General features: G+C 69.6%; 17 protein-coding genes and 1 tRNA gene. 9 read left to right on the top strand and 9 right to left on the bottom strand.

Annotated features, from left to right (window positions below; genetic code table 11):
• Positions 1–158 precede the first annotated feature (158 nt).
• Genes G8A07_RS18140 through G8A07_RS18130 form a run of 3 tightly spaced genes read left to right on the top strand, consistent with a single transcriptional unit; the run spans position 159 to position 2,106 of the window.
• Positions 159–884 carry a GGDEF domain-containing protein gene (locus G8A07_RS18140; protein ID WP_249937043.1) on the top strand — a complete coding sequence of 242 codons (726 nt, stop codon included), beginning with the start codon at positions 159–161 and terminating at the stop codon, positions 882–884.
• Positions 881–1,690 (top strand): MinD/ParA family protein, encoded by an 810-nt coding sequence (locus tag G8A07_RS18135; protein WP_195793404.1) that lies wholly within the window; start codon positions 881–883, stop codon positions 1,688–1,690. The genes G8A07_RS18140 and G8A07_RS18135 overlap by 4 nt, the downstream gene beginning before the upstream one ends.
• The gene (locus G8A07_RS18130; RefSeq protein ID WP_195793403.1) at positions 1,687–2,106 is read left to right on the top strand and encodes a group II truncated hemoglobin; all 420 of its coding nucleotides are present in this window, start codon (positions 1,687–1,689) and stop codon (positions 2,104–2,106) included. The genes G8A07_RS18135 and G8A07_RS18130 overlap by 4 nt, the downstream gene beginning before the upstream one ends.
• 7 nt (positions 2,107–2,113) lie before the next feature.
• Here G8A07_RS18130 and G8A07_RS18125 read toward each other — a convergent pair whose 3' ends face one another.
• Both G8A07_RS18125 and radC read right to left on the bottom strand, forming a co-directional pair.
• Positions 2,114–2,767: a Smr/MutS family protein gene (locus G8A07_RS18125; RefSeq protein ID WP_195793402.1), complete on the bottom strand. Its 654-nt coding sequence runs from the start codon at positions 2,765–2,767 to the stop codon at positions 2,114–2,116.
• Complete coding sequence (gene radC / locus G8A07_RS18120) at positions 2,764–3,438, bottom strand: DNA repair protein RadC (RefSeq protein WP_195793401.1); 675 nt, start codon at positions 3,436–3,438, stop codon at positions 2,764–2,766. The genes G8A07_RS18125 and radC overlap by 4 nt, the downstream gene beginning before the upstream one ends.
• Positions 3,439–3,507: 69 nt before the next feature.
• On the opposite strand from radC, the gene G8A07_RS18115 reads away from it, so the two are divergent.
• The 3 genes from G8A07_RS18115 to serS all read left to right on the top strand — a co-directional run bounded on the left by G8A07_RS18115 (position 3,508) and on the right by serS (position 6,318).
• Positions 3,508–3,957 carry a peptidylprolyl isomerase gene (locus G8A07_RS18115; RefSeq protein WP_195793400.1) on the top strand — a complete coding sequence of 150 codons (450 nt, stop codon included), beginning with the start codon at positions 3,508–3,510 and terminating at the stop codon, positions 3,955–3,957.
• A complete protein-coding gene (gene ispH, locus G8A07_RS18110; protein WP_195793399.1) occupies positions 3,957–4,934 on the top strand; it encodes a 4-hydroxy-3-methylbut-2-enyl diphosphate reductase in 978 nt (325 codons plus the stop codon). The genes G8A07_RS18115 and ispH overlap by 1 nt, the downstream gene beginning before the upstream one ends.
• Positions 4,935–5,022: 88 nt before the next feature.
• Complete coding sequence (gene serS, locus G8A07_RS18105) at positions 5,023–6,318, top strand: serine--tRNA ligase (protein WP_195793398.1); 1,296 nt, start codon at positions 5,023–5,025, stop codon at positions 6,316–6,318.
• A gap of 52 nt (positions 6,319–6,370) precedes the next feature.
• Here serS and G8A07_RS18100 read toward each other — a convergent pair whose 3' ends face one another.
• Entirely contained in the window at positions 6,371–7,258 is an 888-nt protein-coding gene (locus tag G8A07_RS18100; RefSeq protein WP_195793397.1) for a LysR family transcriptional regulator, read from the bottom strand.
• Between the two features lie 89 nt (positions 7,259–7,347).
• Between G8A07_RS18100 and G8A07_RS18095 the strand changes: the two genes are divergently transcribed.
• Both G8A07_RS18095 and G8A07_RS18090 read left to right on the top strand, forming a co-directional pair.
• Entirely contained in the window at positions 7,348–8,571 is a 1,224-nt protein-coding gene (locus G8A07_RS18095) for a serine hydrolase (RefSeq protein ID WP_195793396.1), read from the top strand.
• The gene (locus tag G8A07_RS18090) at positions 8,568–9,740 is read left to right on the top strand and encodes an MFS transporter (RefSeq protein ID WP_195793395.1); all 1,173 of its coding nucleotides are present in this window, start codon (positions 8,568–8,570) and stop codon (positions 9,738–9,740) included. The genes G8A07_RS18095 and G8A07_RS18090 overlap by 4 nt, the downstream gene beginning before the upstream one ends.
• Before the next feature lie 12 nt (positions 9,741–9,752).
• Here the strand turns inward: G8A07_RS18090 and G8A07_RS18085 are convergent, their stop codons facing one another.
• Positions 9,753–11,312 carry a methyl-accepting chemotaxis protein gene (locus G8A07_RS18085; RefSeq protein ID WP_195793394.1) on the bottom strand — a complete coding sequence of 520 codons (1,560 nt, stop codon included), beginning with the start codon at positions 11,310–11,312 and terminating at the stop codon, positions 9,753–9,755.
• Between the two features lie 223 nt (positions 11,313–11,535).
• On the opposite strand from G8A07_RS18085, the gene G8A07_RS18080 reads away from it, so the two are divergent.
• Positions 11,536–11,623 (top strand) — tRNA-Ser (locus G8A07_RS18080).
• Positions 11,624–11,666: 43 nt separating this feature from the next.
• Here G8A07_RS18080 and G8A07_RS18075 read toward each other — a convergent pair.
• From G8A07_RS18075 to G8A07_RS18055, 5 genes are all read right to left on the bottom strand, one after another.
• Positions 11,667–12,530, bottom strand: coding sequence for a CHAD domain-containing protein (locus tag G8A07_RS18075; RefSeq protein ID WP_195793393.1), 864 nt, complete (start codon positions 12,528–12,530; stop codon positions 11,667–11,669).
• A gap of 61 nt (positions 12,531–12,591) precedes the next feature.
• Positions 12,592–13,329, bottom strand: a complete 738-nt coding sequence (locus G8A07_RS18070) for a DNA/RNA non-specific endonuclease (protein ID WP_371816462.1) — start codon at positions 13,327–13,329, stop codon at positions 12,592–12,594.
• Positions 13,330–13,486: 157 nt separating this feature from the next.
• Positions 13,487–14,311 (bottom strand): phosphonoacetaldehyde hydrolase, encoded by an 825-nt coding sequence (phnX, locus tag G8A07_RS18065; protein WP_195793392.1) that lies wholly within the window; start codon positions 14,309–14,311, stop codon positions 13,487–13,489.
• A 12-nt stretch (positions 14,312–14,323) separates the two neighbouring features.
• Positions 14,324–15,427 (bottom strand): 2-aminoethylphosphonate--pyruvate transaminase, encoded by a 1,104-nt coding sequence (locus G8A07_RS18060; protein ID WP_195793391.1) that lies wholly within the window; start codon positions 15,425–15,427, stop codon positions 14,324–14,326.
• A 54-nt stretch (positions 15,428–15,481) separates the two neighbouring features.
• The gene (locus G8A07_RS18055; RefSeq protein ID WP_195793390.1) at positions 15,482–17,161 is read right to left on the bottom strand and encodes a putative 2-aminoethylphosphonate ABC transporter permease subunit; all 1,680 of its coding nucleotides are present in this window, start codon (positions 17,159–17,161) and stop codon (positions 15,482–15,484) included.
• Positions 17,162–17,169 lie beyond the last annotated feature (8 nt).

Below are 17,169 nucleotides of genomic sequence, written 5' to 3'. Positions count from 1 at the left end.
CTGTGCGCCGTGCGCGCAGGGCTCGATTTTGCATCGAGCGCCAGTGTCCGCGCGCTCCCGGTCCAGGATAGTGCGAAGTAGCTGACATGTGGGGCGTTTTTTCGCATCCTGGCGTTGGTGGCGCACTGCTAGACTGCCGCGACTTCCTCGGGAGCTCCTTGGACACCAGCCCTTCATCCCCATCGCTGATCGACGCGCGCCAGCTGCAGCTGGAGCAGGCCCTGCAGCTGCTGCAGCAGGCCGGCGCCCTGCTGCCCGAGGCCGAACCCTACAGTCCTGACTGGCTGCAGGGGCTGGTGGATGCCCTGTGCGATCTCTCCAGCAAGGACGCGCTGACCGGTCTGGTCAACCGCCGCAGCTTCGAGATGGCGCTGGGGCGCGAGGTGGACCGGGTGGCCCGCTCCGGCGAGCCGGCCCTCTTGATGATGCTGGACATCGACCATTTCAAGGCCGTCAACGACAGCCATGGCCATATCGCCGGCGATATGGTGATCCAATCGGTCGCCCGGGCGATCGGCCAGACGGTGCGGCCGATGGACACGGTGGCGCGGGTCGGCGGCGAGGAATTCGCCATCATCCTGCCCAACTGCCCGACCAGCTTCGGCGCCACGGTGGCCGAGCGCCTGCGCGAGCGGGTGGCGGAACAACGGGTCGAAGTCTCGCCCGGCCAGCAGCTGCAGGTGACGGTCAGCCTGGGCGGGGCCTTCGCGCCGCAATGGGTGCGCTCCTCCTCGCTGCTGTGGATCGAGCGGGCGGACCGCCAGCTCTACCGCGCCAAGGCCGAGGGGCGCAATCGCGCCTGCCTGGAGCCGCACACCGACTCGCTGGTGAGCGCCGAGGAAAAAGGCATGTTGTTCGCAGTAACGCAACAGGATAGTGAATGAGTACAACACCTGCTGCACCAGTCCCGGCCGGTTCCTTGCCCAGTGCAAGGCCGCGCGCGGGCGCCCGTACGCTTGCCGTCACCAGCGGCAAGGGAGGCGTGGGCAAGACCTTCGTGACCGCCAACCTGGCCGCCGCCCTGGCGGCCCAGGGGCAGCGTGTGCTGGTGCTGGATGCCGACCTGGGTCTGGCCAATCTGGACGTGGTGCTGAACCTGCACCCCAAGCTGACCCTGCACGACGTCTTCACCGACAAGGCGACCTTGGAGCAGGCGATCCTGCCGGCCCCGGGCGGCTTCTCGGTGCTGCTGGCCGGCTCCGGCATGGTCGAGTACTCCCGGCTGACGCCCGAGGTGCGCGACAAGCTGCTGGACATCGTGGAGCAGGTCAAGCCGCGCTTCGACTGGGTGCTGCTGGATACCGGCGCGGGCATCTCCGACGTGGTGCTGTTCGCGGTGGCGATGGCGCATGACGTGCTGGTCGTCGCGACGCCCGAGCCGACCTCGCTGACCGACGCCTACGCGACGATCAAGGTGCTGGCCACCCAGCAGGGGCGGCGCCAGGTGGGCCTGGTGGTCAACCAGGCCGGCCGCCCCGGCGAGGGCAAGCTGATCTGCGGCCAACTGCAGCAGGTGCTGCAGCGCTTCGTCGGCGCTGGCCAACCCTTCAAGCTGGAACTGCAGGGCGAGGTCAAGGTCGACGCGACGGTGCGCCAGGCGGTGCTCAAGCGCCAGCTGCTGCTGGACCATTACCCGGGCAGCGACGCGGCCCAGGGCATCAAGGCTTTGGCGGCCAAGCTGCTCGCATGAGCGCGGGCACCGAGACCGCGGGGCCGGCCACCGCCTTCGACTGGGTCGGCGGCGAGGCCGCGGTGCGCGGCCTGGTGGACCGCTTCTACGACCTGATGGATCTGGAGCCCGGCTACGCCGAGCTGCGCGCCGTGCATCCGCCCACGCTTGAGGGCTCGCGCGACAAGTTCTTCTGGTTCCTGTGCGGCTGGTTGGGCGGGCCCGACTATTTCGTCGAGCGCTTCGGCCACCCGCGCCTGCGTGCGCGGCATCTGCCGTTCAAGATCGGCATTGTCGAGCGCGACCAGTGGATGGCCTGCATGCGCCAGGCCATGGCCGAGGTCGAACTGGACCCCGAGCTGCAGCGGCGCCTGGGCGAGTCCTTCGCCGGCACCGCCGACTGGATGGTCAACCAGCCCGTCGTCAAGCGGCTCTGAGCCGGCCTCAGGCCGGCGTGCCCTGCAGCAACACCATCAGCGCGCCGCTGCCGCCATCGCTGGCGCGGGCCTGGACGAAGGCCAGCACCTCGGCCTTCTGCACCAGCCAGCGTCGCACGCGGCTCTTCAGGATCGGTTCGCGGCCCGGCGAGCCGTTGCCCTTGCCATGCACGACGCGTACGCAGCGCAGGCCGCGCTTGGCACTCTCGACGATGAAGCCGCCCAGCGCCTCGCGCGCCTGGTCGCGGCGCAGGCCGTGCAGGTCGATCTGGCCCTGCAGCGCCCAATGACCGCGGCGCAGCTTTCTGACCGTCTCCGGCCCGATCTCGGGGCGGCGAAAGGACAGGGTCTCGTCGGTCTCGAGCAGCGAGTCGACGTCGAAATCGTCCGACAGCGCCTGCAAGAGCGCCGCGCGCTCGTCGGCCTGGCGCTGCAGCGGCTCCGGCGCCGGCGGCACGCGCTCATGCTCGACGCGCTCGCGCTGGCTGGCCTTGAGCTGGGTGATCGGGCCGATCGCCAGCTCGAAGGCGCGCCGCTCCTGCTCGGCCAGGCGCAGCAGCGCGGCACGGCGCTCGGCGGCCTCCTCGGCCAGCTTGCGCGCCAGCTGGAGCTCGCGCTGCAGGCTCTTCAGGTCCTGCAGGCTGTGCAGGCTGCCCTTCACAAGAGCCCCCGCTCGGCCATCGAGACCGCTTCGCCGGCGCCGACCACCAGATGGTCCAGCACGCGGATATCGACCAGGGCCAGGGCCTTGGACAGCGCCTCGGTCAGGGCCTGGTCGGCGCGGGAGGGCTCGGCCACGCCGGACGGGTGGTTGTGGGCCAGGATCACCGCCGCCGCACCGAGCTCCAGCGCGCGCTTGACCACCTCGCGCGGGTAGACCGAGGTCTGGGTCAGGCTGCCGCGGAACATCTCCTCCATCGCCATCAGGCGGTGCTGGGCATCGAGGAACAGCACCGCGAACACCTCATGCGTCAGGCCGGCCAGTTTCAGGCGCAGGAACTGGCGCACAGCCTCGGGCGATTCGAACACCGGCCGGCTGGCCAGCTCGGCGCTCAGGGAGCGGCGCGCGATCTCCAGCACCGCGGCGATCTCGGCCCGCTTGGCCGGGCCCAGGCCCTTGACGCGCGCCAGGTCGGCGACGCCGGCATGCAAGAGGCCCGGCCAGCCGCCGAACTCGTCCAGCAGGGCTTGCGCCAGCTGCAGCACCGGCCGGCCCGGCAGGCCGGTGCGCAGCAGCAGGGCCAGCAGTTCGGCGTCGGCCAGGGCGCCAGGGCCGCGCGCCAGCAGCTTTTCGCGCGGGCGCGCCTCGGGCGGCAGATGATCGAGAGGCATGAAAAATGAGGAGCAGGGACGAGGGATGAGGCCGGGGCCTTAAAATCCGCGCAGTCTAGCGAACAAACCATGACCCAGAATCTCATCCAGGCCGGCTCCTTCCTGACCCTGCACTATCGTTTGGCGGGGCCGGACGGCGGCGACCTGGTCAACACCTTCAATGACAAGCCGGCCACCCTGTCCCTGGGCACCGGCGAGCTGGCGCCCGCGATCGAGGCGCGCCTGATCGGCCTGGCCGAGGGCTCGCGCAGCCGTTTCGAGCTGGCGCCGGGCGAGGCCTTCGGCGAGCGCAACCCCGAGATGCTGCAGCGGGTCAAGTTGGCGCTGCTGCGCCAGCTGGGCGATCCGGACGAGGAGTACAAGCTCGGCGACGTGGTGCAGTTCCCGACGCCGGACGGGCAGGGCAGCTATGCCGGCCTGGTGCGCGAGGTCGGCGAGGACTGGCTGCTGTTCGATTTCAACCATCCGCTGGCCGGCCAGCCGGTGAGCTTCGAAGTGCAAGTGATCGGGGTGCTGTGATGACGACGGTGACCACGACCCAGGAAGTGCTGCTGGCCGAACCGCGCGGTTTCTGCGCCGGCGTGGACCGCGCGATCGAGATCGTCGAGCGCGCGCTGAAGAAATTCGGCGCGCCGATCTATGTGCGCCACGAGATCGTGCACAACACCTATGTGGTGAACGACCTGAAGGCGCGCGGCGCGATCTTCATCGAGGACCTGGCCGAGGTGCCGCCCGGTGCGACCCTGGTGTTCAGCGCCCATGGCGTCAGCCAGGCGGTGCGCAAGGAGGCGGCCGAGCGCGGCTTCCAGGTCTTCGACGCGACCTGCCCGCTGGTGACCAAGGTGCATGTCGAGGTGGCCAAGCTGCGCAAGGAAGGCTACGAATTCATCATGATCGGCCACAAGGGGCATCCCGAGGTCGAGGGCACGATGGGCCAGCTCAGCGACGGCATCTACCTGGTCGAGGAGGCCGCGGACGTGCCGCATGTGCGGGTCAAGGACCCCTCGAAGCTGGCCGTGGTGACGCAGACGACGCTCAGCGTCGACGACGCGGCCGAGATCCTGGCCGCGGTGAAGATCCATTTCCCGCAGGTGCGCGAGCCCAAGAAGCAGGACATCTGCTACGCCACCCAGAACCGCCAGGACGCGGTCAAGGTGCTGGCCCCGCAGGTGGACGTGGTGATCGTGGTCGGCAGCCCGACCAGCTCCAACAGCAACCGCCTGCGCGAGCTGGCCGAGCGTCTGGGCACGCCGGGCTATATGGTCGACGCCGCAGAGGACCTGAAGCCGGAATGGTTTGAGGGTCGCGCGCGCGTCGGCCTGACCGCCGGCGCCTCGGCGCCCGATGTGCTGGTGCAGGCCGTGATCGCGCGCCTGCGCGCCCTGGGCGCGACGACGGTGCGCAGCCTGCCGGGCGTCGAGGAGCATGTGCGCTTCCCGCTGCCGCTGGGCCTGGGCGACAAGTCCATGGCCGAGGTGAGTTCGTCCCGATCTTGAAGCCGGCGCTTTGGCACTGACCGCGGCGCCCGACGAGGGCGCCGTTTTGCTTCCATAGAATCGCGACGAATCAAGAAGGAACATTCAAATGCTCGACATCACCCTGCTGCGCAAGGACCTGGACGCGGTCATCGCGCGCCTGAACACCCGCAAGACCCCGCAGGCCTTCCTGGACGTGGAGCGCTACAAGGCCCTGGAGACCGAACGCAAGGGCGTGCAGACCCGCACCGAGGAGCTGCAGGCCAAGCGCAACAGCCTGTCCAAGCAGATCGGCATGGCCAAGGGCAAGGGCGAGGACGCCTCGGCCCTGATGGCCGAGGTCGGCGGCATCGGCGACGCGCTGAAGGCCGGCGCCGAGCGCCTGGAGGCGATCCAGGTCGAGCTGAACACCATGCTGATGAGCGTGCCGAATCTGCCGGACGAGAGCGTGCCGGTGGGCGCGGACGAGACCGGCAATGTCGAGGTGCGCCGCTGGGGCGCACCCAAGGCCTTCGACTTCGAGCTCAAGGACCATGTCGACCTGGGCGCCCCGCTGGGCCTGGACTTCGAGACCGGCGCTAAGCTGAGCGGCTCGCGCTTCACCTTCCTGAAGGGCCCGGCGGCCCGGCTGCATCGGGCGCTCGCCCAGTTCATGCTGGACGTGCAGACCGAGGAGCATGGCTACACCGAGTGCTACACGCCCTATATCGTCAACCGCGAGGTGCTGGAAGGCACGGGCCAGCTGCCCAAGTTCAAGGAAGACATGTTCTGGGTGCTGCGCGGCGGCGACGACGAGCAGGTGGAGCAGTACCTGATCTCGACCTCGGAGATCTCGCTGACCAACACCGTGCGCGATCAGGTGCTGGACGAGGCCCAGCTGCCGATCAAGCTGACCGCGCACAGCCCCTGCTTCCGCTCGGAGGCCGGCAGCGCCGGGCGCGACACCCGCGGCCTGATCCGCCAGCACCAGTTCGACAAGGTCGAGATGGTGCGCATCGAGCATCCCGAGCACAGCATGGCCGCGCTGGAGGAGATGACCCTGCACGCCGAGGCCATCCTGCAGAAGCTGGGCCTGCCCTATCGCACGGTGCTGCTGTGCAGCGGCGACATGGGCTTCGGCGCGGTCAAGACCTATGACCTGGAGGTCTGGGTGCCGGCGCAGAACACCTACCGCGAGATCAGCTCCTGCTCGAACATGGGCGCCTTCCAGGCGCGCCGGATGCTGGCCCGCTTCAAGAACGCGGCCGGCAAGAACGAGCTGGTGCACACGCTGAACGGCTCGGGCCTGGCGGTCGGCCGCACGCTGGTCGCGGTGCTGGAGAACTACCAGAACGCCGACGGCAGCATCACGGTGCCCGAGGTGCTGCGCCCCTATCTGGGCGGACTCGAGCTGCTGAAGGCCTGAGGCGGCCTTCGCGGCGCAGCAAGGGGCGGCCTGGCCGCCCTTTTTCTTTATTTCATGGCGGGAAGATCCGGGCGCACAGGAAGTCGACCAGGGCCCTGACCTTGGGCGAGGGGTGCCGGCTCGCCGGCCACAGCATATGGAAGACGCCGCTGCGCCCCACATGATCGGCCAGCACCGGCCGCAGCCGGCCATCGGCCAGCGACTCGCGGATGGAGAAGTCCGGCAGGAAGGCGATGCCGTGCCCCTGCAGCGCGAAGCACAGGCGCGTCTCGATGTTGTTGCAGATCATCGAGGTGGGCAGCTGCAGCTCGGCTGGCTCGGCCGGCTGCCGCAGCGTCCAGGGCTCCAGCTTGCCGCTGTTGGGGAAGCGGTAGTGCAGGCAGGCATGCCGCATCAGGTCGGCCGGCACCTGGGGCGTGCCGCGCCGCGCGAGATAGTCCGGCGAGGCCACCAGCAGCGAGCGGAAGGACCCCAGCCGGCGCGCCGTGAGGCGCGAGTCGCCGGGCTCGCCGGTGCGCACTACCGCGTCGAAGCCTTCCTCGATCACATCGACCATGCGGTCGGTGAAGTCCAGGTCCAGCTCGATCTCGGGGTACTCGCGCATGAACTCGCCCAGCACCGGCAGCACCAGCGAGCTGACCAGGGGCAGGCTCACCCGCAGGCGCCCGCGCGGCGCGCCGCTGGCTCGGGATAGCTCCAGCTCCGCCGCCTCGATCTCGGCCAGGATGCGCCGGCTGCGCTCCAGGAACAGCGTGCCCTCGGCCGTCAGCGTGATGCTGCGGGTGCTGCGGTGAAACAGCCGCACGGCGAGCTTCTCCTCCAGCCGCGCCACGCTCTTGCCGATGGCGGACGCCGACACCCCCAGCAGCCGGCCGGCGGCGACGAAGCTGCGCGTCTCGGCGACCTGCACGAACACCATAAAGCCATTCAGGCTGTCCATACCTTTCCTCGATTGCGGACATATTGATCCGCAGAAGGAGGAACTGTAGCCAGCTTTTTCTTTAATGGCCCATTTTCTATGGTCACGGCATGACTCACTCCACCAAGGATCTTGCCGTGAACACCCTCGTTGCTTCTCCCCTTGCCGGCGTCGCGCCGGTGCCCGCTTTGGCGCCGGTCCGGACCGTCGTCCGGCAGGCGCTGGACCAGCGGCGTCTGGTCGGCGCCGTCGTGCTGGTGGCACGCGACGGCGAACTGATCCACCAGCAGGCTGCGGGTTTCGCCGACCGCGAGGACGCCCGCCCGATGGCCCTGGACAGCATCTTCCGGCTGGCCTCGGTCAGCAAGCCCATCGTCTCGGCCGCGGCGCTGGTGCTGGTGGCGCAGGGCCGGCTCGAGCTGGACCATGACATCGGCCGCTGGCTGCCCGAGTTCCGGCCCCGCCTGGCCGATGGCAGCCCGGCGCGCATCAGCGCGCGGCAGCTGCTCAGCCATAGGGCCGGGCTGGGCTATCGTTTCTTCGAGGCCGATGCGGACGGCCCCTATGCGCGCGCCGGCGTCTCGGATGGCATGGACGACGCTTCGGGCATCGACCTGGCCGGGAACCTGCGCCGCATCGCCAGCGTGCCCCTGCTGTACGCGCCGGGCGGGGCCTGGGGCTATTCCCTGGCGACCGATGTGCTCGGCGCCCTGGTCGAGCGCGTCCAGGGCGCGCCGCTGGCCGAAGCCGTACGCCAGCTGGTGACCGGGCCCCTGGGCATGGCGGACACCGGCTTCCTGGTCCGCGATGCGCGGCGCCTGGCCACGGCCTATGTGAGCGACAGTCCGCAGCCACACCGGCTGGCCGAGGGCGAAACGGTGTCGCCCTTCGAGGGGGCGGTCGGCATCGCCTACAGCCCGGCCCGCATCCTGGACACCGGAGCCTTTGCCTCGGGCGGCGCCGGCATGGCGGGCACGGCCGGGGACTTCCTGCGCCTGCTGGAGACCCTGCGCCGGGGCGGCGGCGGCTTGCTGCCGCGCGAGCTGGTCGAGGAGATGGGGCGGGACCAGACCGGCGGGCTGGAGCTGCCCAATGCGCCGGGCTTTGGTTTCGGCCTGGGTTTCTCGGTGTTGCGGGATCCGCGGGCCGCCGCGTCGCCGGAATCGATCGGCACCTGGCGCTGGGGCGGGGCCTATGGCCATGCCTGGTTCGTCGATCGCGCGCGGGGCCTGAGCGTGGTCGCCTTGACCAATACGCTGTATGAGGGCATGTCCGGCCGCTTCGTCACCGAGCTGCGCGACGCCGTCTACGCCGCCCCGGAGGTGGCGCGATGAGCCGCGACCGACAGGACCGCCTGCCGATCGCGGCGCTGCTGGCCCTGGCCACGGCGGCCTTCATCACCATCCTGACCGAGGCCTTGCCGGCCGGGCTGCTGCCGCAGATGGCGCAAGGCCTGGCGGTCTCGCAGGCCTGGGTCGGGCAGACCGTCACGGCCTACGCCCTCGGCTCGCTGCTGGCGGCCATGCCCCTGACGGCGGCCACCCAGGGCCTGCGCCGCCGCCCGCTGCTGCTGGCGGCGCTCGCGGGCTTTGTCATTGCCAACACCGTCACGGCCCTGTCCGGCAGCTTTGCGCTGACGATGGTGGCGCGCTTCCTCGCGGGCATGGCGGCCGGGCTGCTGTGGGCGCTGCTGGCGGCCTATGCCGCGCGCCTGGTGCCCGAGCATCGGAAGGGCAGGGCCATCGCCATCGCGATGGTGGGCACGCCAGTGGCGCTGTCGCTCGGTGTGCCGGCGGGCACCTTTCTCGGCCAGTGGCTGGGTTGGCGGATCTGCTTTGTCGGCATGAGCGGGCTGGCGCTGCTGCTGATGCTGTGGGTGCGGGTCCAGGTGCCGGATCTCGCCGGGCAAGCGGCGGGACGCCGGCCGTCGCTGGGCCAGGTCTTTCAGGTGGCGGGCGTGCGCCCGGTGCTGTTCGTGGTGTTGGCCTTCGTGCTGGCGCACAACATCCTCTACACCTATATCGCGCCGGTGCTTGCGGCGCTGGGCATGGCGGGGCGGATCGATCGGGTGTTGCTGGTGTTCGGCCTCGCGTCCCTGCCGGGCATCTGGCTGGTCGGCCTGCTGGTCGACCGCCATCTGCGCGCGTTGACCCTGGCCAGCACCATCCTGTTCGGCCTGTCCGCGCTGGCGCTCGGCCTGGCGGGTCATGAACCCGCGCTGGTGTACGGCGCGATCGCCGCCTGGGGTCTGGCCTTCGGCGGCGCGGCGACGCTGTTCCAGACCGCCATCGCCAAGACGGCGGGGGACGCGGCCGACCTGGCGCAGTCGATGCTGGTCACGGCCTGGAACCTGGCAATCGCCGGCGGCGGCATCGCCGGCGGGCTGCTGCTGGAGCGCCTCGGCACCGCCATGTTCTCGCCGGTGCTGCTGCTGCTCCTGCTCAGCACGCTGCCCGTGGTGTGGGCGGCCCGGCGGCACGGTTTCCCGGCCGCGCGGGCGTAGGCAGCGCTCTCGTCAGACCAGCTTGAACTGCGACACCGTCTGCGCCAGCTGCGCGGCCTGATGCTTCAGGCTCTCGGCCGCGGCGGCGGACTCCTCGACCAGCGCGGCGTTCTGCTGCGTGACCTGGTCGAGCTGCTGCACCGCGTCGCCGATCTGGCCGATGCCCGTGCTCTGCTCGCTGCTGGCCGCGCTGATCTCGCCGATCAGGTCGGTCACGCGCTTGACCTGGCTGACGATGTCGCCCATCGTGCGGCCCGCATCGTCGCAGAGCCGGGCGCCGGCCTCGACCTTCTCGACGCTGACGCCGATCAGGTTCTTGATCTCCTTGGCCGCCTCGGCGCTGCGCTGGGCCAGGCTGCGCACCTCGCCGGCCACCACCGCGAAGCCGCGGCCCTGCTCACCGGCGCGCGCGGCCTCGACCGCGGCGTTCAGGGCCAGGATATTGGTCTGGAAGGCGATGCCGTCGATCACGCCGATGATGTCGCCGATCTTGCGGCTGGAGGCGGTGATCTGCTCCATCGTCGCCACCACCTGGCCCACCACCTCGCCGCCCTGGGCCGCGACGGTGGAGGCGCTGTGCGCCATCTGGCTGGCCTGGCGCGCGGTGTCGGCGTTCTGCTTGACGGTGGCGGTCAGCTCCTCCATCGAGGCGGCGGTCTGCTGCAGATTGCTGGCCTGCTCCTCGGTGCGCTGGCTCAGGTCGGCATTGCCGGTGGCGATCTCGGCCGAGCCGGTGGCGATCGAATCGGAGCTGTTGCGCACCTGGGTGACGATCTGCATCAGACCGTCGTTCATGCGCTTGAGCGCGCCCAGCAGCAGGCCGGTCTCGTCGCGGCTGCTCACCTCGATGCGCGAGCTGAGGTCGCCGGCGCCGATGCGGTCGGCCACCTGCACCGCCTCGGCCATCGGCCGGGTGATCGACTGGGTGATCCACAGCGCGCAGAAGGCGCCGGCCAGGATCGCGATCACGGTCATCACGCCCATCAGCCACAGCGCGGTGCGGTAGCCCGCGGCGGCTTCCTGGCTGCCGCGCTCGGTCAGGGTGTCGTTGTAGTCCCACAAGGTGTCCAGCGTCTTGCCGACCTCGGCGAAGGCGCGGCGCGATTCGCCGAACAGCAGCTTCTTGGCCTCGTCCATCTTGGCCGGATCCTGCGCGGCCTGGCGGGAGAGGGCGCCCAGCCGGGTCCAGATGGCCTGGTAGGCGGTGATGGCGGCCTTGTAGGCCTGCAGGTTCTTGCCGTCCTGCTCATCGGCGAGCAGGGCCTCGTAGGCCTTCATGCTCTCGGTGATCCCGGCCTGGCTGCGCGCGATGCTGGACTCCATCTCCTGGCGCTCCTGGTCGGAGCTGGCCAGCAGATGCTGACTCTCGAAGCGGCGCAGCTCCTGGCTGCCGCTGCGCAGCTTGTCGACCACCTTCAGCGAGGGCACGATGTTGACGGAGAAGAACTCCACATGCTGGTTGGTCAGCCTGACCTCGATGGCGCCCATGACGGCCACGATGCTCAGCAGCAGCAGCAGGGTGGCGAAGCCCGCACCCAGCCGGACACCGATCTTCAGATTGCGTAGATTCATGGAAACAGCACTCCCACGGGACGGCCCGCCGAGGGGTGGCGGGTCATGGTCAATCCCTGAATGCTGTAGGGCGCGTCGTCTGCGCGACGCTGGGCTCAGCCTAAGTCTGAACCGGCCGCGCATGCAAGGACCGGGACGGACGTCAGAAAATTCTTGATGGCCAAGAATTTTTGGCTATACTAGCGGGCTCTACTCGCAAACAACCACGCGAGCACCAGAATTCGGAGAGGTGGCAGAGTGGTTGAATGTACCTGACTCGAAATCAGGCGGACGGAAACGTCTCGGGGGTTCGAATCCCCCCCTCTCCTCCAAGTACTTAGCCGTACGTGAAAGAGCCGCTTCAAGCGGCTCTTTTCATTTCTGCTGTCTATCGGACCACAGCAGCACCGAGCGTTCCGCCTCGCGAAGCAGCTCGCTCCGACGCGCCTCGGCCCAGCCCAGCGCGAACCAGAGCCCGGCGCAAGGGCTCATCCCTTCGAGCAGGGCTCGGGCATTGCAGATATCGTTGTAGCGCCCCATCGTCTCCTGCAGGGGCTTGAGGCGCATCAGTGCCCGCTCACGCTTGCTGCTCGGCAAGAGATCGCTGGCCAGCTCGATGCCGTAGCGCAGTCGCTTGAGCCGCTTGCGCAGACGGTGGCGGTGCGCCTCGTCGGCTGCTGCGTAGACCCGGCATTCCTTTCGCAAGCGCTTCTCCAGCTTTGCCAAGCGCCGTTTGGCCAGTTGGGCGGTGGCTTGTTGCGCCGATGCTGCCTGCGGGTCGGCTGGGGTATCGACATAGGTTTGCAGCGACAGCAGCCAGTCGCGGAAGGCCGCTGCGTCGAGCATCCGGCGGATCCGCGCGATGGGCGGCGGCCGGGGCAGCGGCAGGGGCGGTGCCCCCAGCGTGCTCAGCTGCGGCAGGATGTCGGCGCACAGCACATCGTGATCGCGTCGAGTACCCAGCGCGCGCAGCAAGGGCCTCAAGGCGGGATCACAGGGCTCGAAGGGCCGGCCGGCCCAGGCGCCGAACAGCCGCAGCGCGCTTCTCAGGCGGCGCAGCCCGATCCGCAGCTGATGCAGATGCTCCGGTTCCGCCCGGCCCGTGGCGATGGCGGCCGCGTTGCCCTGCACCTGCTCCAGACAGGCGCAGAGGATCTGCTTTAGCGCCGCCTCGGGCGGGGCGTTCGCGTCGATGCGGGGCTGGCGGGCATGGATCGGTGGGCGAGGGTTTGGCCTCATGGAACGATGCTACTGCAGCGGTAGTGGGGGGCGCTGAGGCCCCGGGGATCGTGACTCGGCCCTAGTCGGCCGTCTCCGCGCTCACCGCCTGCCGCGGCAGCCATTCCACGCCGGTGCGGCGCACCAGCTCGCGATAGCCGATCGGGCGCGAGGCCTGCTCGTCGTCGCGGTTGGCCTGCCAATGGGCCCAGGCCTGCTGGGTCTGGCTGTCGTAGACCAGCTTGAACAGATGACTCGGCACGCGCACGCCGCCTGAGCCGATGCGCGGGCTGCCGGGCTCGAACACCGGTGCGGTGATTACATAGACATCGCCGGCGGCGCGCTGCACATATTTGCGCGTGTCCTGCTCGATCTTGGACCAGGCGCCGGAGTTGTGGCGGATCGACTGCGGCACCATATTGGCCAGCGAGAAGGACTGCGCCATCGCCTCCTCGGTGGCCATGTCGCCGGAGGGGGCGAGGTGGCCGCGCGAATAGCCGGAGCGCTTGTAGTCGTCCAGCTCCGCGCGCTCCGGGCGCGGCAGCCGTGCCTCGGCGAAGAAGCGGTCGGACTTCTGGCGCTTCAGGCCGCCCAGGGCCTTCTTGTTCAGGCGTTGCGCCACATAGACCGGGGTCTTGGTGTCGCCGCTGTGCAGCACCGCGAAGGCGTCGAAGCACAGCTCGCGCTGACGCGGCGCGCGCGCCACCTGGGGCGGCTGCTGGCCGGCGAAGAAGGCCGGGCAGCGCGCGAAGGAGGCGGGGAGCTGGGCGGTAGTGGCGGGATCCGCGGCGGCGGGGGCGGGAAGCAGGCCGACGAGGATCGTCAGCGTGGCAGCGCAGGCTGCCAGGACCCGGCTCTGGCCGGGTCGATGCAAGAGGAAACGCACGGGGAGAAAGAAGCGCTAGGTCGTCAATGGGAGCGCCATTGGACCATCAAGCGGGCCCGGTTTTCGGATCGTGCGTTTCCTTGGCTCCGCCTCAGGGGCGTTCGCCGCGCGCCAGCCTGGCCTCGATCAGGTCCAGCACCGGCAGCAGCTCGGCGACGCTGTCCACCACGTAATGCGCCCCCTCGGTGCGCAGCTGGGCGGTGGCGCGTTCGCGCAGCGCCTGCTGCTCGGCGGCACCCAGCGCCTGCCAGTCGGCCAGCGGCAGGCCGACCGCATTGCCGCTGATCGCGACGCCGACGGTCCAGCTGCCGGCGTTCAGGCCCTCGGCAATGCCGACGCCGGTGTCGTCCACCTTCACCACCGTGTGCGCCGGCCAGACGCCCAGGTCGGCGAAGCAGCGGTGCATCATCAGCGGGCTGGGGCGGCCGGCCGCGAGGTCGCCGGCGCAGACCAGGTTGTCGGGCCGGTAGCCGCCGGCCGCGGCGATCGGGCTCACCACCTCCATGATCGGGCGGTTGTAGCCGGTGGTGGAGCCGATCTTCAGCCCGCGCGCGCGCAGCGCCGCGACGGTGTCCAACGCGCCGGGGATGAAGTCGCAGAAGTCCGGCACCACGGCCGCGTTCATCGGTGTGAACACCTCGTAGAGATGGTCGACATCGGCGTCCGCGAAGGGCCGGCCATGGCGGGCCTGCCATTGCGCGGCGACCTCGGGCAGCCGGCCCAGGGCCTGGATATGGTCCCACTTGGCCATGCCCATCGGGCCGCGCGCCTGGGAGATCGTCAGCTCGATGCCGAACTGCTGGAACAGGCGCACGAAGGCGCCCATCGGTGCGCAGGAGCCGAAGTCGAGGATGGTGCCGGCCCAGTCGAAGACGACGGCCTGCAGCTGGTTGTTGTTCGTGTTGCTGTTGTTCATGTTTTTTCTCCGTCAGGCGCCGATGCCCATGCCGCGCAGCGCGCGGCCCACCGCGTCGACCGCCTGCTGCATCTCCTGGGCGCCGATGGCGCCGATGCAGCCGATGCGGAAGGTCTCGACCTCGGTCAGCTTGCCGGGATAGAGCAGGAAGCCCTGGGCCTTGGCGCTGGCGTAGAAGGTCTTGAAGTCGTAGCGCGCATGCTCGGGCGCGAGGAAGGTGACGATGATCGGCGACAGCAGCCCGGGCGCGAGGAAGGTCTTCAAGCCCAGCGCGGCCAGGCCCTCGACCAGCAGGCGCTGGTTGGCCTGGTAGCGCGCCAGCCGCGCCGGCTGGCCGCCTTCCTCCTGGAACTGGACCAGCGCCTCGGCCAGCGCTGCGACCACATGGGTGGGCGGGGTGAAGCGCCATTGGCCGGTGCGCTCCATATAGGCATGCTGGTCGTGCAGGTCCATCGCCAGCGAATGGCTGTTCCCGGCGCAGCCGTCCAGGATGGCCTTGCGGATGAAGACGAAGCCCATGCCCGGCACGCCCTCCAGGCATTTGCCGCTGGCGGCGATCAGCGCGTCGAAGCGCAGCGCGCGCGCATCGATGGGCAACGCGCCGAAGCTGCTCATCGCGTCGATGATCAGGCCTCGGCCCAGGCGCTCACAGACCGCGGCGACCTCGGCCAGCGGGTTGACGATGCCCGTGCCGGTCTCGCAATGGATCAGGCCGACATGGGTGATGCTCGGGTCTTCGCCCAGCAGCCGCTCCAGCTCGGCGGCGGAGACCGGCTGGTCCTCGGGCCGGGTCGCGATGGTGGTGCGGCGGCCCATCAGGGTGGCCAGCTTGCCCAGGCGCTTGCAATAGGCGCCGTTGTCCAGCACCAGCAGATGGCCGTCGCGCGGCACCACGGTGGCCACCGCGGCCTCGACGCTGAAGGTGCCGCTGCCCTGCAGCGGTACGACCACATGGCTGTCGGCGCCCTGGATCACGTCCAGCAGGCCGGTGCGCAGGCGCGCGGTCAGCGCATTGAAGTCGGCGTCCCAGGAGCCCCAGTCCTTCAGCATCGCGAGCTTGGTGCGTTGGGTGGTGGTCAGCGGGCCGGGGGTCAAAAGGAGGTGGTCTCGATCCATCGTCGATCTGTCGTGAGGGAAATGGGCGGGGAGAAGAAAAGGCTCAGGCAGGGCTCAGCGCTGGCGCCAGGCCTGGGTGCGGGCCTGAGCCCAGCGGCCTAGCAGCAGGTAGAGGCAGTTGACGCCGGCGGAAACGGCGACGATCAGCACCGCCATCGCGGTGGCCGGGCCGATCTCGCCGGCCTCGTCCAGGTTCAGGATCGCCACCGAGGCCAGGCGCATGTCGGGCGAATAGAGAAAGACCACGGCCGAGATCGTCGTCATCGCGTTGACGAAGAAGTAGCGCGAGACGTCGATCAGGGTCGGCAGGCAGATCGGCAGGGTGACGCGCCACAGGGTCTTGTAGAAGGGCACCTTCAGTGAGGCCGAGACCGCCTCGAACTCGGCATCGATCGCCTTCAGTGCGGTCACCATCGTCAGATGGCCGGTGGTGTAGAAATGCACCACGGTGCACAGCACCAGCAGCGCGCCGCTCTGGTACATGAAGTGCAGCGGATTGGCCGGCGCGTTGAAGAAGAAGATGTAGCCCAGGCCCAGCACCAGGCCCGGCACCGCCATCGGCAGGCTGGCCAAGAGGCGCAGGAGCGGCCGCAGCGCGGCCAGGCCGCGCGTTTTCTCCAGCAGATAGGCGCCCAGGAACACGATCAGCGGGCCCAGCAGCGCGGTGCCGGTGGCCAGCTTCAGGCTGTTCAGCAGCGCGTCGCCCAGCTCGGCGTCGATGATGCCGCTGACATAGTGGTTCAGGCTCAGGCTCAGGTTGTAGGGCCAGAGCGTGACGAAGGAGGCGTAGACCGCCATCAGGAACATCGCCAGCATCAGCGCGGCGATCAGCGTGCAATAGCCGAACATCAGGGCATCGAAGCCGCGCGAGGGCTTCGGCACCAGCGGCACCGCACGGGCCGACAGCATCGCGGTCTGGCGGCGGCGCAGCAGCAGCTGGTCGACGCCGAAGCTGAGCGCGGCCGGTGTCAGCAGCAGCAGCGCGACCACCGCACCGCGCTGGAAGTCCTGCTGGCCGATCACCAGCTTGAACACATCGGTGGCCAGCACATTGAAGTCGCCGCCCACCACCTTGGGCACGCCGAAGTCGGTGATCACCATGGTGAAGGTGACCAGGGCGGCCGAGATCAGGCCGTACTTGGCGCCGGGCAGGGTGATGGTCAGGAACTTGCGCAGCGCCGAGCTGCCCAGCGCGTCGGCGCTCTCGTACAGCCGCGCATCGGCCAGGCTCAGCGCGGTGACCAGGATCATCAGGGTATGCGGGAACACCGCGAAGCATTCGGCCAGCACCAGGCCGGAGGCGCCGTAGATGCTCTCGAAGCCCAGGGCGTTCCAGAAGGCCTTGGCCACGCCCTGGTTGCCGAACCAGTAGATCAGCGAGATCGCGGCCAGCAGCGAGGGCGCCAGCAGCGGCAGCAGGCTGATGCTGCGCAGCAGGGCCTTGCCCGGCATGCAGCTGCGCGTCAGGCCGTAGGCGAAGGCGAAGGCCAGCGGCAGCACGAGGGCGGTCACCAGAGCCGAGACCCACAGGCTGTTCCAGAGGCTCGACAGCAGGGCGGGCGAGCGCAGATAGGCGGCGAAATGGGCGAAGCTGCCGGCCTCGCCGCCTTGCGCGAAGGCCTGCGCAAGCAGGGCCGCGAGCGGGCCGCCCAGGCCGACCAGCAGCAGCGCGGTGATGGCCAGCAGGCCCAGCTGCGCGAAGCGCTCGGCGGCCGGGATCTTAAGGGCGGGCATGGCGCGGC

The sequence above is a fragment of the Roseateles sp. DAIF2 genome (assembly GCF_015624425.1).
Classification (GTDB): domain Bacteria; phylum Pseudomonadota; class Gammaproteobacteria; order Burkholderiales; family Burkholderiaceae_C; genus Kinneretia.
The sequence above is the reverse complement of the archived record's forward strand: the minus strand, read 5'-3'. Positions and strand labels throughout refer to the sequence as shown.